Source organism: Arenibacter antarcticus, assembly GCF_041320605.1.
GTDB classification, from domain to species: Bacteria; Bacteroidota; Bacteroidia; order Flavobacteriales; family Flavobacteriaceae; genus Arenibacter; species Arenibacter antarcticus.
This window is the reverse complement of the sequence record NZ_CP166679.1, coordinates 2511649-2526890: the sequence shown is the minus strand read 5'-3', so window position 1 is coordinate 2526890 and position 15242 is coordinate 2511649. Positions and strand designations below refer to the sequence as shown.

At 38.8% G+C, this 15242-nt stretch carries 8 protein-coding genes; 3 read left to right on the top strand and 5 right to left on the bottom strand.

What is annotated here, in order from left to right; genetic code table 11:
• Positions 1-210 precede the first annotated feature (210 nt).
• Positions 211-1548, bottom strand: a complete 1338-nt coding sequence (gene ffh, locus KCTC52924_RS10355; protein WP_251808152.1) for a signal recognition particle protein — start codon at positions 1546-1548, stop codon at positions 211-213.
• A 141-nt stretch (positions 1549-1689) separates the two neighbouring features.
• On the bottom strand, positions 1690-3426 hold the full coding sequence (locus tag KCTC52924_RS10350) for a hypothetical protein (RefSeq protein ID WP_251808151.1): 1737 nt from the start codon (positions 3424-3426) through the stop codon (positions 1690-1692).
• A gap of 102 nt (positions 3427-3528) precedes the next feature.
• On the opposite strand from KCTC52924_RS10350, the gene KCTC52924_RS10345 reads away from it, so the two are divergent.
• From KCTC52924_RS10345 to KCTC52924_RS10335, 3 genes are all read left to right on the top strand, one after another.
• Entirely contained in the window at positions 3529-4041 is a 513-nt protein-coding gene (locus KCTC52924_RS10345; RefSeq protein ID WP_251808150.1) for an RNA polymerase sigma factor, read from the top strand.
• 390 nt (positions 4042-4431) lie between these two features.
• The gene (locus tag KCTC52924_RS10340) at positions 4432-5340 is read left to right on the top strand and encodes a FecR family protein (protein WP_251808149.1); all 909 of its coding nucleotides are present in this window, start codon (positions 4432-4434) and stop codon (positions 5338-5340) included.
• A complete protein-coding gene (locus KCTC52924_RS10335; RefSeq protein ID WP_251808148.1) occupies positions 5324-7885 on the top strand; it encodes a carboxypeptidase-like regulatory domain-containing protein in 2562 nt (853 codons plus the stop codon). Before KCTC52924_RS10340 ends, KCTC52924_RS10335 begins: the two co-directional genes overlap by 17 nt.
• A gap of 131 nt (positions 7886-8016) precedes the next feature.
• On the opposite strand, the gene KCTC52924_RS10330 is transcribed toward KCTC52924_RS10335, so the two are convergent.
• The 3 genes from KCTC52924_RS10330 to KCTC52924_RS10320 form a co-directional block, all read right to left on the bottom strand.
• Positions 8017-11418, bottom strand: coding sequence for a DUF1080 domain-containing protein (locus KCTC52924_RS10330; RefSeq protein ID WP_251808147.1), 3402 nt, complete (start codon positions 11416-11418; stop codon positions 8017-8019).
• A 21-nt stretch (positions 11419-11439) separates the two neighbouring features.
• Positions 11440-12708, bottom strand: a complete 1269-nt coding sequence (locus KCTC52924_RS10325; RefSeq protein WP_251808146.1) for a Gfo/Idh/MocA family oxidoreductase — start codon at positions 12706-12708, stop codon at positions 11440-11442.
• A gap of 143 nt (positions 12709-12851) precedes the next feature.
• Complete coding sequence (locus KCTC52924_RS10320; protein WP_370671455.1) at positions 12852-15146, bottom strand: LamG-like jellyroll fold domain-containing protein; 2295 nt, start codon at positions 15144-15146, stop codon at positions 12852-12854.
• Positions 15147-15242 lie beyond the last annotated feature (96 nt).

Genomic DNA, 15242 nt, shown 5'->3' with positions numbered 1-15242 from the left:
GAATAAATTCCCAATTTCCATTCCGCTCGAACCCTTTCGAAATAGTATCCATTTAATTCCTTAATATATAATTTTTTTCTTAGGTAGTGGTTTCAAAAATTTGATTTACTACAATGCAAATTTCTCTGGCTAATTTCCATGTCTTCAAACCTTTCAATCTTCACCATTATGAAGTTGTCTTTGAACCTACAACTGCCAACCATTAAAAACCTACTTCATCCCCTTCATGGCACCCATCATCTGCATCATCTTTTTACCGCCCCCGCCTTGCATCATCTTCATCATTTTACTCATTTGATCAAATTGTTTTAACAGCTGGTTTATTTCTTGGATGGAGGTACCACTACCCTTAGCGATCCTTTTTTTACGACTAGCGTTCAAACTAGTTGGTGTAGATCTTTCTTCCGGAGTCATGGAATGGATAATAGCCTCTATATGCTTGAAAGCATCATCGTCTATATCCAATCCCTTTAATGCCTTACCGGCACCTGGGATCATCCCCATTAGGTCCTTAAGGCTACCCATCTTTTTAATCTGCTGTATCTGACTTAAAAAGTCGTCAAACCCAAATTTATTCTTGGCGATTTTCTTTTGGATCTTTCTGGCTTCCTCCTCATCAAATTGTTCCTGGGCACGTTCTACTAAGGAGACCACATCTCCCATCCCCAAAATCCGTTCGGCCATACGCGCAGGATAGAATACGTCTATAGCATCCATCTTCTCCCCGGTACCGATAAACTTAATAGGCTTATTTACTACGGATTTAATGGATATTGCAGCACCACCACGGGTATCTCCATCCAACTTCGTTAGTATTACCCCGTCAAAATTAAGTATATCGTTAAACGATTTCGCAGTGTTTACCGCATCCTGACCCGTCATGGCATCCACCACGAAAAGGGTTTCCTGAGGTTGAATAGCCTTATGGATGGTCGCTATTTCATTCATCATCTGCTTATCCACTGCTAACCTACCAGCGGTATCTATAATAACTACATTAAAACCATTGGCTTTGGCGTAGGCAATTCCCGCCTCAGAAATGGCCACTGGGTCAGTGTTACCACGATCGGAAAAAACTTCTACCCCAATTTGATCCCCTACTACATGAAGCTGATCGATTGCAGCCGGTCTGTAAACGTCACAGGCAACCAATAACGGATTTTTATTCTTCTTGGTCTTAAGATAATTAGCCAGTTTCCCTGAAAATGTGGTTTTACCAGAACCTTGTAACCCAGACATTAATATAACCGATGGTGTCCCAGAAAGATTAATTCCCTCTGCCTCGCCGCCCATAAGTTCGGTGAGTTCATCCTTTACCAACTTCACCATCAATTGGCCTGGTTGAAGGGAGGTCAATACATTCTGACCCATGGCTTCTTCCTTGACCTTATTGGTGAATTCTTTAGCTATTTTAAAATTGACATCGGCATCCAATAACGCTCTCCTGACCTCCTTTAAGGTTTCCGCAACATTAATTTCCGTTATTTGACCATGCCCTTTTAGAACATGTAACGCCTTATCTAACTTATCACTTAAATTATCGAACATAGTTTTCTGTATTAACAGGAATGCGCAAATTTAAGAATAAGTAAGGGAAGTGTGAAGTTTGAGATACAAAATATAAATGCAAAAAAGGGTAATCCCATAAAGAGACTACCCTTTTTCACAAAAAACTTGGGGCAAATTCGGTTATTTTTTTTCAAAAATTAAAATATTCGCACTACCATCGTCGTCTTTATCCCTTAACTCTAGCCTGTTACCACTGAAGGAAACCACCCTCCAATTATTCGTAAGCTCTTTCAAGGAACCCACCGACCCAAAATTGAGATAGCATTTCAACTGATTATCGCTATTTTTAATGACTTTCCATAATCCTAAGTGCACGGGAAGTGCATTAGAAGAAACGGTTACTACCGCAAGGGCTGAAAAGGTGAAATCGAAATTGGCATAATTTGAGGTTTCGTCTTCACCATCATCCAAGTATTTAGACACCACCCATTTGTCTACCTTCAAAATATCCCTAATCTCAACAGCATCGACATCTGCAATATTAGCCGTACAGATTTTCTCTAAAACAAGTTCGTAATCATCGTCACCCATATTAAACTCTAAGCGCTCATCTTCAAGGTCAGACAACAACCATTCAAAATTAAGGGCGGTTTCATCTGCTATATCTAGCATCATAACCAAACGTCCTTGGGAGTTACTGGCAACTTCCCAAGTTCCATCCTTGATGATAGTTCCGTTGGATATAGTAGCCCCACCATCTGCCATAATGATGAATTCATAACCCAATAACCTTTTCAATTCCTCATCATCTACCTTCACTTTACTAATAACCCAACTACATTCCTTTAAAAGCTCCCTTAAAACTTCGGGATCATTATTTATAATATCACATCCTTTTTTCAAGATTATCCTATTTCCGTCTTTGGCAATTAATTTTATTCTATCACCTCCAATATCATATACAAACCATTCTAAAGATAAATCTACCAGTTCATTAAAATCCAATTTCAATTTCACCTTAGAGCCAACCTTAACCGTACTCCAACTACCAGTTACGGTATTCCCCGTACTATTATTTAGAGCAACGGTACCATCTGCCTCAAACCTCATCACGTTTTCTAGGTATTGGGTAGTCTGGTATTTTCCATTGGCAATCACTTCTTTCATTAACAAGGGGCAGGCTCCTAGATACGCATTCAATTCTTGCTTTGAAAACTCGTCATCATCATCATCATCATCACAATTTTTCTTGGCGCTCTCTATAACGTCGGTCATTTCTGCATTATTATGGACCACAAACTCAATGTCATTATATAATTTCAAGGAAATTGGAAACTGAAAGCTAATAAGGTCATCATCATCCAAATTATCAAAATAACGTCTTAACTCCATATCATTCTTTACGGACACACTGCCTGTTTGCTGAAAAGTGATATCAAAAGAGAATACTTTAAAAGGATACATAAAGCTTACACAATCAATACTATCCTCATCACCCAATACCTGACATGCTTCTACAAGCTCCTCCAATTGGTCCTCATCCGTTAGGACAATTTCACTATAATCCGCTAAGGTGACGATGATTGGAAAGCGTATATCCAAATCATCATCGTTTTCACCCAATAGGCCTTTAATCAGTTCCAGATCATTCACTGTCTTAAGATTAACATTTAAGCCGTTAATATTTACAACATAGGGAAAGTTGATAGAGAAACAACTGGCTCCATCCACAATATTGTCATAAGAACCATCTTTTGAGGAAGCGCCTTTAATTAATTGTGCCGTATTAGAACTAGCATTAATAGCTTCCTGATTATTTTGTTCTGGCAGGTCTTCAAATTCCTTCTGGCAAGCACCAAGACAAATGAACACCATAAGCGTACAAGTGTATAAAAAATATAAAGTCGGCTTTTTCATTTCTATTTGGTTTTTCGTATTATACCTCTTTAACAATCAACTTTTAAAATACCCTACCCCGATTATTAATTATTTTAAAATATCTTTGGGCAAAACAAGAGATTGAAAACAGATACTATTACTAATGTATGCGAGGATGAAGTCTACGCTTCTATCTTTAGCACCCATTCTAAAACGGTTTTTAATTACATATATTATAAGTTTGGCAATGAGGAAAAAGCCTATGATGCCGTACAAGAGGCCTTTATAAAGCTTTGGGAAAATTGCTCTAAAGTTTCTCCCGATAAAGCCAAATCCTTTGTTTACACCGTAGCTAACAATTTGTATCTCAATGTGATAAAGGCAGAAAAGGTGCGTTTAAAACATAGGGCACAAACCCAGAATACGGAATACGAGTCTCCAGAATTTATCATGGAACAGCAGGAATTTAAGGAAAAATTGGACAAAGCGCTCCAAGATCTTCCAGAAAACCAACGCACCACATTTTTACTGAACCGTATAGATGGAAAAAAATATGCCGAGATTGCTGAGATGGAAGGAGTAAGCGTAAAGGCGATAGAAAAAAGAATGCATCTGGCCTTAAAAACACTTAGGGAGCAGATTGATGGAATTTAAAAAGTGGTATTGAATACTAAGTACAAGGTAGTGAGAAATGAATAATTTACTAGTTATTGCGGAATTATGCTCACTTCATATTGTTTATTGATTGATTTAGTTGTTCGTTGACCATTGATTACTGTTAAGGAGTTATGATGAAAACCATATCTCAGCACAACTAATTGTTGATTGAAAGTGATTTCAACTACGCTTACCTATCGGTAGGCGAACTCAATAAAAAGCTTTGAAGCTCTCATTTAGTCTGATTACTGAAATGAAATCATAAGGTTAAGATGAACACCACACCTCAATACTAAAATCTCAATGCTCCATACTAATATCTAAATACTAATAATAAAGTAGGGTTTTCATCAATTAAGTTGTTATACCGATATAAAGCTGAACACCATGGAAGAGAATTATCTAGCAAAATGGCTCAACAACGAGCTTTCCGCAGAGGAGGTCGCCAAATTTAAGGAGACTAAGGAATATGTTACCTATAAAAATATTGTGGATGCCTGTGATACCATGGAAGCTCCTGAATTTGATATGGCAAAAGCCAAAAGAGACCTATACAATAGGAAACAAGGTACTACAGGAAAGGTAGTTTCTTTAAACCCGTATAAAAAATACCTTCGTATTGCAGCGGTAATTGCATTAATCCTTGGAGTTTCATATTTCTATAATTCCACTTTGGACCAAACCGTAAGCACCCAATATGCAGAACGTGCAGCAATCATCCTCCCCGATGCTTCCGAGGTACAATTAAATGCAGAATCCCAAATTTCCTACAGCAAGAAAAATTGGAACCAGAAACGAAATATAGACTTAAAAGGGGAAGCGTTCTTTAAGGTTGCCAAAGGTGAACGCTTCACTGTAACTACGGATAACGGTACGGTAACAGTTCTAGGCACCCAGTTTAATGTAGAAAACAGAAAAAACTTTTTTGAAGTTAGCTGTTATGAGGGATTGGTCAGCGTTCTCTATAACAAAAAGGAAATAAAACTTCCCGCAGGCCATGCCCTTGTGGTTGTAGATGGCCAACTAAAAACATCAGAAGTAGCAGGCTACAGTCAACCATCATGGTTAAAACAGGAGAGTACTTTTAAAAGTATCCCCCTAAAATTTGTCTTAGATGAATTTCAAAGGCAGTTTAATTTGGAAGTAACTACCGAAAATCTAGACATAGATCAATTATTTACCGGGTCATTCAGCAATACCGATAAAAATTTAGCGTTGAGAAGTATAAGTGCACCTTCTGGCATGAAATTTAAAATAGAAGGGGAAAAAGTGCTGTTCTATGCCGAAATGCCATAATTACTTTGTAATTCTTATCTATCTTCACCTCTTCCTACTATCTTTTTTGGGAAGGGCTCAGGAAAGTACTCCCACATTAGCACCACTTATTTCCTATATAGAGCAATTGGAAAGGGAACACAACGTTAAGTTCTCATTTATAGATGCCGATGTTCGCTCCATTAAGATTACCATTCCCACAACCAAAACATTGGAAGGGATACTTACTGATCTTGAAGCCCAAACAGGCCTCAGCATCACCAAACTTAATGACCGTTACTACACCATTGTCAAAAACCCATTAGTTGATCTCTGTGGTTTTGTAGTAGAAAATTTTGAAAACAACACCATTCCAAGTGCTACAGTTGAAGTTTTGGGCACCAAAACTAACGTAATTACTGATGCGAACGGTCAATTTCACCTAACGGATGTGCCTAGAAATGCCAATATCGTCATAAAACATATAGGGTTTAAGACCATTTTTTTAAGCGCAGAAGAGTTCTCACAAACAGACCCATGCCGTAAAATTCCTTTAACTACCATCTATCAGGAACTGAAAGAGGTAGTCGTATATCAGTTCCTAACAACAGGGATCAATAAAGAACAAGATGCCAGTATTACAATAAATACGGGGAAATTCGGAATTTTACCCGGACTTATTGAACCAGACGTGTTACAGACCATACAGGCCCTTCCAGGAATAAAAAGTGTAGACGAAACGGTATCAGATATCAATGTAAGGGGCGGGACCAATGACCAAAACCTAATTTTATGGGATGGTATAAAAATGTATCAATCAGGACATTTTTTCGGATTAATTTCCGCCTTCAATCCCTATTTAACCGAGAAGGTCACCCTTATAAAAAATGGAACCAGTGTTGAATATGGAGATGGGGTAAGTAGTGTAATCAATATTCAGACCGAAAACAAAGTCAGAAAAACTTTTGTAGGAGGAGCGGGATTTAATTTATTGAGCGGAGATGTATACGGAAATGTTCCATTATCCAACAACGTCTCCTTTCAATTTTCGGGAAGACGATCTACTACTGATTTTATAAAAACCCCAACTTATGACCGATTTTTTGAAAAGGCCTTTCAAGATAGTGAAGTAACGGAAAACAACAATGTGGAAGATAATAGCGATTTAACTCGCGAGGAGGATTTCTATTTTTATGATATTACCGGGAAGCTCCTTTATGACATCAATGAAAAGCAAAAGGTACGTCTTAGTTTTATCCATATAAACAACAACCTCAATTACAACGAGACTACTGATACAGACCACAGACAAAGCCTTTTAAAACAGAACAACCTGTCCTTTGGCGGGAGTTTACAAAGCAACTGGACCCAAAGGTTCAGCTCCCACTTAAACCTTTATTACACCCGCTATAACTTAGATGCGCAGAATATAGTTTCCGAGGCACAGCAACTATTTCAGAATAACCAAGTATTGGAAAAGGCCCTTAAATTAAATACCAATTACAAACTGAACTCCACCCTAAATTGGAGTAACGGATACCAACTGAACGAAACGGGGATCACCAATCGCACCCTTGTAACACAACCTGCTTTTAGGAGCAATATAAAAGGGGTAATCCTTACACATTCCTTATTTTCAGAATTAGGGTTTAAATCTCCCAACTCCAAATGGTTTGCCAGGGGAGGAATCCGATTAAATTACATTAAGAACTTAAAGACTTTTGCCACCTTTGATGACCTAATACTAGAACCCCGGCTAAACCTCAACTACGCGATAACCCAAGACCTAAAGATTGAGGTATTGGGAGAATTTAAAAGTCAAACTACCAACCAGATTATTGATTTAGAACAAAATTTCTTGGGTATAGAAAAAAGAAGGTGGATCTTATCTGATGACCAAACGCTACCAATCACCAAGAGCAAACAAGCCTCCTTGGGGATTAATTATGAAAGGAATAGTTTATATGTTGGACTGGAAGGGTTTTACAAAAAAGTGGAGGGCATTAGCACTGCAACACAAGGTTTCCAGAATAAAGACCAATTTAGGGGCGAAATCGGAAGCTACGACGTTTCTGGAGTCGAATTTTTGATCAATAAAAATATGAATACCTATAGCACTTGGCTAAGCTATACTTACAACCTTAACAATTATTATTTTGACGACTTAGTCCCCCATAAATTCCCTAACAATCTCGATATAAGACATACGTTTACTTTTGCTGGCACCTATACCTATAAAAAATTTAGGGTCGGACTTGGGGCTAACTACCGAACGGGAAAACCATATACCCAACCACAGGAGGGAGACAATCCCATAGACAATACCACTTTCCCTAGTAGAATAAATTATGCGGACCCTAATAGCAGCCGACTTTCTGATTATCTAAGGGCAGATGCCTCTTTTATCTATAGTTTTAAAATCGGAAATAGAACAAAGGCTTCCTTTGGAGCTTCTGTATTAAATATTTTGAACAAAAAAAATATTCTGAATACCTATTATCGCCTAAACGACCAAAACGAGATAGAAACTATAAAGCGAGGTTCATTGGGAGTTACGCCCAATGTAAGTTTCCGCATGAATTTCTAATCACAGATGGCTTTTATCTATGATACTTACCTTATACATTACAGAAAATAGACACTATACTGCATAAAAAAATCGGAAGCCTTGGGAACGATCATTCCCAAAACTTCCGACTAATAAAATGTTAGCTACGGTTATTTAGCCAAATCCTTGATTCTAATATTTCTAAACGCCAATTCTGCGCCATGGCCCAAGAAGGCAATATGCCCTTTGTTCCTTAACAATCCTGGGTGATTTTTCTTATCCAAAGTGCCGTTTTTAGAGGCTTCTTTCATATTCCCATCCAAGATTACTTGTCCGTTTAGGGTGATTTTTACAGCATCTCCTTTAACGATTACTTCTTGGGAATTCCATTCCCCAACCGGATTTAACGCTCCCTTTTTGGCAGCTATGATCCCGTAAACGGAGCCATGATATTGGTAAGGTTCTAAATTGGCATAGATATCTGCCGTATCGTCTAGAATCTGCAATTCCTTACCCATATAAGCAACATCTCCTTTCAAAGGCGCATGGATACCTAGACCATTGTTGGCCCCTGGGGTAAGTTTAAAGTCGAACCTAAAAACAAAATCCGAAAATTCCTCCGCAGTATACAAATTACCATGACCTCCTTGTTTTGGACGTACAAGCAATTCGTTGTTTTCCATGATATAATCGGTCTTGTTCCCAATCCAATGATCTAGATCCCTACCATTCAAAAGGGATTTAAATCCTTCCTTCTTTTCAGCCTCGGTCAATTGATCGTCTCCCGAACTAATTTCCCTTACATAGATATTTCTAAAACCTAGGTCTTCTCCATGGGCTTGTAATTCAATGGCCTCCTTGGCAAAGATCGCCTGCTTGCGGTCCCAGTAATTTTCCAATACCACATTATCCGTAACCAATACACCATTTAAATGAACAGTAACACGATCTCCAATCATCTTGATTCTAAAGGTGTTCCATTCATCGATTGGGTTATCGGCAACTACCAAAGGCTTGGTCTCATGCTTTTGATTGTTGTAGAGTCCGCCAGAACCTACTTGGGCACCAACTTTAACCAGTGCAATGTCCCAGATCTGAACTTGTGGAGTTCCCCTTAAATAAATTCCAGAATCTCCTCCTTCTGTTATTTTCCAGTCTACAATCATTTCAAAATCGGCATAGTCTTTTACGGTACAAATATTATTATACCCTTCGCCTTTAAATCCAATAACACCATCCTCTATATACCAATCCCTCATCATTTGCGCATTGGCTTTGGCCTGCTCTTGAGCCAATTTTTTCGCAGACATTTTAGAACGTGCAATCGGGTTTTGTACCAAACCTTCCCATCCATCAAAATCTACTCCATTAAAAATGGATACAAATCCTTTTTCATTGGGCATTTTATCTAAAAACTCCTTTACATCAATTTTGATATATTGACTATCTGGACCGGTAAGGTTATCTACACTCCTAGAAACGATATCCCGCACTACTTCACCACTTAGACCATCCTTTACCCCAGGGGTTGGAAGTGCAATAGCTATGGCAGCATTTGAAGCTGTAGTCAACAACGCCTCCTCGTTTAAGTATTCGGACACAAAAACCAAGGAAAGGAAGGTCTTAATCCGTTGTGCCGCTCTCAACACCTGTTTCTTTTCAACAGTACTTTTTGCCTCTGGCATCAACTTTCTTACAAGAAGAAGTTTTTGATCTGCTGGATAATCGGACCGCACCACTTTAGACAGGTAGTTCTCAAAAGATTTTTTCCTGATTTCCCCATCCACTGCATTCTTGGTCGATTGGAACAAATATGGAATAGCATCGTTATTTTTCCAATTTGCCAAGGCGTTCAATGCAATCACCCTTTCACTTTCGTTTCCATTTAACAATTGGTCGGAAACCAGTTCTAGTGCCTTTTCGCTACTTAAAGAAGCTAATACCGGCAATAATTTAGATTTATCCGTTGCCTCTCCATAAGCGTTGTACAACTCATTGGAGAACTTACCGTTTCCGGCATTTACAATACCCAACAGCGCTTTTTGGATATTTCCAACCTGATCGGATGTATCGGTTTTATCCAACAGACCTATTAGAATTGTTAAGTCTTTATCCGAAGCTATGGATGGCAATGCACTGTATATTGCACTATTTACCTTTTCACTTCCTTTGCCCAATTGCTCCAATAGCGTATTAAACTGGTTCTTGGCATCCCTAGCGGATAATACATTTACCAACACTACCTTAGCATCCTCGCCAACTGTAGGTAATTGATCTGCCAATAACTGGTTATCCTTTGCGTTGCCCAACCTTAACAGGGTTTCTTCAATGGCTAAATACTCCTCTGGGGAACTGGCCATTTTTAAACTACTGAACAATACTGGAAATGCCTTGTCTTTCTCTTGATAAGACAACGCCTTAATTCCCGCTGTACGCACAGCTACATCCTTATCTTTAACCGCTCTTAAAACTACGGATTGAAATACGGCTTCATCCTTACTATTAGCAAGCATCCTAACAATTAATGGCTTGGTTTCCGCGGATGATTTTTTATACTGTTTTGCCCATTTAGCCACCTCTGCAGAAGAGAGATCTTCTCCAGCAGCATCCAATACGGCACCAACATAAGCAATGTTCTTATTTCTAGACTCCTTTAGCAATACCTTAGTAATACTACTGCCTTCATTTTCACTTAAGATATGCACTCCGGCAGATCTAAAATGTAACTGATCTTCATTTTTACAATTTTTAAGCAGTTTTTTGGCCACATCATTACTCAAAGCCTTATCGCCCTTTTCCTGTAATCTATTCCCGTAATGTATAAATGCCAATATACTGTTGGTTTCATCCAAGCGATAATTAGATTTGGAAGCCCAATTCTCCAACTCCCCATAAGAATTAGGGTTGGCAATATTAGCCATAGCCATTAGCGCTTTCCGTTGTACCACTTTGGAAGGGGAAGTCAGGGCAGTATGTAATACCGCCTCGGAAGGAGCAAATTTCAATACACCCAAGGCATCTATCAAATCTGCTAATTTATTTGTTTCCGCATCTTTTGCCGCTTCCAAAATAGCATTGGCGGCTTTATCTGTACCGATAGAAGTTAAGGCTGCAAGGGCAGGCTTATACATATCACTGGTTTGAAGATAGCTACTTAACGCTGAGATTGAAGTATCCGTTCCACTAAAGATAAGTCGGTCTATAAGAAAGGTTTTCACTTCCTTGTCCGATGCTTTATCCAAAGCCTTTAACAAAGCGTTTTCAACTACTCCATTTTGAATTTTAGACTCCAATCCTCCGTTATAAATTGCTAAGCTATTGATGGCGTATCTAGCTTTGGTATCGTTTCCTGTTCCTAGGGGAACCAACATATCGGTAAATTTCAAAATACCGTTTTCCCCTAATCCGATAACCTCTTGCATTAGGCGATCGGTATGTCCCAGATCCGCTGTTGGTAATTGCGCCAAAACATCTGCAACTTTGGTGTCTAGGGTCCTGTTGTCCTGTGCATTAATTACTTGTGCGCCTACAAACAACAATAGCACACTTATAGTTTTATATATATTATTCATCGTATAAATTCTTAGTATTGGTTAATATGCCCAAGAGGATCTCATTGGCTGATCGATCAATCTATTGGCTTCCTCGTCATTGATAAATTCCTGTTTTACAGGATCAAATTCTAGGGTTCGTCCTAAACGAAGTGCAATAATGCCCATATTTACTACGGTAGCAGATCTATGTCCGTTTTCCTCGTTTAGTGCAAATTTCTGCCTTGTTTTTACCGATTCGGAGAAAACAGTAATCTGTTCCTCTGGATCGGGCATACTATTGATTAAGCCCTCAATGTTGGGAATAGTGGATTTAAAACCGTTATAGATCTTTCCATTTGGCCCTTCTATATAAGCCGCATCCTTATCCTTGTTTTCTCCATCCAATATAATCTGACAGCCATCTGCATAGGTGTAGACAATTTTCCTCCAGGTACCAATAGCGTCATAATGCTGTTCTGGGGCATCAACCTCCACTTTTACTGGGCTGGTATTATCCTTCCCAAGGAAGTACTGAACAGGGTCTATATAATGTTGGCCCATATCTCCTAAACCACCACCGTCATAATCCCAATACCCTCTAAAGGTACCGTGCACCCTATGTGGGTGATAAGGTTTCTCAGGTGCAGGTCCCAACCACATATTGTAATCCAATTCTTGTGGTACGGCTTGTGGAGCTAAATTTTCCTTTCCTACCCAATAGAATTTCCAATTGAAACCGGTAACTCCACTGATGGTAACTTTTAACGGCCACCCTAAGGCACCGCTATCTACTACTTTCTTTAATTTTTTAACTGGGGTACCCATTCCGTAAAAATTATCTTTAAAACGGAACCAGGTATTTAAACGGAACATTTTCCCGTGTTGCTGCATAGCCTCAACCACTTTCTTTCCTTCCCCTATGGTTCTGGTCATCGGTTTCTCGCACCATACATCTTTTCCGGCTTCAGCGGCCATAATTGACATTAACCCGTGCCAATGTGGTGGGGTTGCAATATGAACGATATCTATGTCCGGTCTCTGTAGCACTTCACGGAAATCCCGATAGCCTGTGACACCACTTCCCACTTTTTTTAGGGTATTGGCCAAATGATTGGCATCTGCATCACAAATAGCCAACAATTTAGTGCCTTCATAGGTTAAATGTCCTTGACCCATTCCCCCAACTCCTATTACGGCCTTTGTTAATTGGTCACTAGGAGCTATAAAGTTAGTCCCCCCCATAACGTGTCTTGGTATAATACTGATACCTGCAGCTGCCACAATGGATTTTCTTACGAAATCCCTACGGCTTGTTGAATTTTTCTTCATCGATTCCTATACTATTTCTATTAATTATTTGAACATGTGCTATTTACTTGGTCAAAGAAAGACCACAATGCGTAAAAATAGGGGTAATATATGGGGTAATATTATTAAAAAATATAAAAAACTGATGATTTTTATGCCCAAGATCAAGATATGACATTTGGATCACCAAGAATATCCTCGAATTTAATAGGGTAAGTTTCCCCGTATAGTTTCTTATAGAGCTTAGCAAATTTGTCGTAAACGGAATGTGCCGTACTTAATTTACCTTGTTTTATCAATATTTGCAATTTCAACTGAAGTGCATTTTCGTTTAGATCATCGTATATGTACATTACGGAGGCTAAATCATGCAGCAGTACATTATGCTCCTCTAAATTAAGTTTTGCAGCAATCCCCTGACAAAACTCCAGAATTCTATTGCTCAATTTTTCTACAAAGGGATCTAACCATGCATCCTCAGTATTTGACAAAAAGCGTTCCTCCTTAATAATTTCGAGCAAACTGGGTAACCGACTTTCAAGTTCCTTGATCTCGATATCCTCCTTACCAAGAGAATCCAAATACTTATGGACTACTTGATATTCACAAAAACAGTCTTCCCCTACTTCTAGGAACCAAAGTTTTTCCTTAAAAATCAATCTGATCGAAGCGGAGTCTGCCAAAATTGCCCTTAAGTTCTGAATATTAGTGCCTCTAGTGTTTTTTGCACTGCTGGAACTCATTCCAGGCCAAAGAAATTCGGTAAGTTTTTTGGTGCTGATCCCTTTCTTCCCCCCAACACTGTGTAATAACACCACTAGAAAGAGTTGCTTAAGTTTAGGAGAAAGCTTTTTTGCTATATCAGAACCATCCGCAACACTTATTTTCAAAGGACCAAAGCTACGTATCCTTTCCCCATACTCCGATGTTTCCGCTACCGGAGTGGTAGCTTCCAATTTTACCGGAGCTGTGGCTATTGGCTTGCTGATATTAGCGTTTAACCGATTTCTTTTCCTCCAAAAATGAAGTATCAATAATAGCACTAGTACCGTTAAAACTCCAATTAAGGGGATAAGGAAAATATGTAGGCCAACAGCATCTCCTTGGGATGTGGTATCATACTCTTTAAAGATCTCTTCCTGATTTAGCTCTCGATTCCAAATTTTAATATTATCCAGATACCCTATAAAAAATTCTTGCCACAAATTACTCCCAATAACCAAATCGTACTCTGAAGTATCGTAGTCCTCAATCAATTGAATCTTATCGGTCTGTATCCCATTAATAAAAAATGAAAGGTCATCGTTAAGTGTAGAATGCACTAAGGCAACATGCGTCCATTCGTTCACAGGGACTGGTGAAGATGGGGAAATATAATCCTTTATATCGGCCATGGTAAAAGTAAGTAGTCCCTCATGTAGTTTCAATACAAAACTTTCCCCCTTCCCTAAGATACTATTGTTTCTATTGAGGACTGTTGGCTTTATCCAAGCTGAAATTGTAAAACTGCCTTGCAACGCCATTCTACTATCCAATCCCGCATCTACATAGGCGCCATTATCAAAATAACCCACCTTGCCACGGCTCCGATCATCTACTAGTTCAACTTTATTTACAATTAGTTCGCTATTATTTTTCCGGATATTGTTTTTAATAATCGGACCAAACGAAAAATGATCCGTGATTCCGAATTCAGGATCTAGAGGAAAACCAATAAATTCCTTTAGGTTCCCACTATTATCGGCTGTAGTTCGAATAATATCGGGGGAGAAATAATAGCCCGCCTTATGCGGAATAAAAACAGGCAAGTCTTCCTTGGAAAGCCTAGGAAAACTAAAATTACCATCTACCCTTAGGTTTTTATGGTTTTTAAACCCTACCCCATTTAACAGTCCATTTTTGGACCTGACCGTTCCAAAAACACGTTTTATTCGGTTAAGCCTTTGCACCACACTATCCGTATATAAAAAATTCTGTGGGTCTACTTGGATAAAATTAGGCACCCTTCCCGTTTTTTTCCAAAGTTTTACAATGCTACTATCGCCTATTATTTCTTTATGGGCAAACGGCATAAAAGTCAGTTCCTTACTTGGTACAGATCGCAACGAATCCTTTAGGAATACTTTCCAATTCCATTGCACAGTGTCCACCACATCCATGGATACAAATTGCGTTATATTTTCGGGAAAGGGCTCCCCTTCAAGGTAGGCCTTCCCCAATACCAACATCCTTCTATTTTTAGTGTCCAGTTGATTGAGCAACGGAAGGTACGCCTCCTTATATTCCTGAATATAAACTGCCAAGGGGGCGGCTCCTTGCATTAAACTAGATATATTGGAGGAGTTTATCTTATCGATATCGATCAAGACATAGGAATGCAGTCTTATCTTCCATTTATCCTCCTCAGAAAGTAGATGATACTCTTGAGCCGTTCCCTTTCCTAAGAAAAGAAAGAACAAAAGAGTGAAAAACTTGAAAAATAAAGGTCTATTTAACAAAATTCTGTAGGAACCCACTTTAGGGCATTTATGTTGACCCTGCAATTTAATAAGAAT

Excerpts from the sequence above, each read along its gene's own strand:
- KCTC52924_RS10340 (WP_251808149.1), top strand. The coding sequence starts at position 4,432 with ATGGAAGAGAATTATCTAGCAAAATGGCTCAACAACGAGCTTTCCGCA.
- KCTC52924_RS10325 (WP_251808146.1), bottom strand. The coding sequence starts at position 12,708 with ATGAAGAAAAATTCAACAAGCCGTAGGGATTTCGTAAGAAAATCCATT.
- KCTC52924_RS10330 (WP_251808147.1), bottom strand. The coding sequence starts at position 11,418 with ATGAATAATATATATAAAACTATAAGTGTGCTATTGTTGTTTGTAGGC.
- KCTC52924_RS10350 (WP_251808151.1), bottom strand. The coding sequence starts at position 3,426 with ATGAAAAAGCCGACTTTATATTTTTTATACACTTGTACGCTTATGGTG.
- KCTC52924_RS10335 (WP_251808148.1), top strand. The coding sequence starts at position 5,324 with ATGCCGAAATGCCATAATTACTTTGTAATTCTTATCTATCTTCACCTC.
- ffh (WP_251808152.1), bottom strand. The coding sequence starts at position 1,548 with ATGTTCGATAATTTAAGTGATAAGTTAGATAAGGCGTTACATGTTCTA.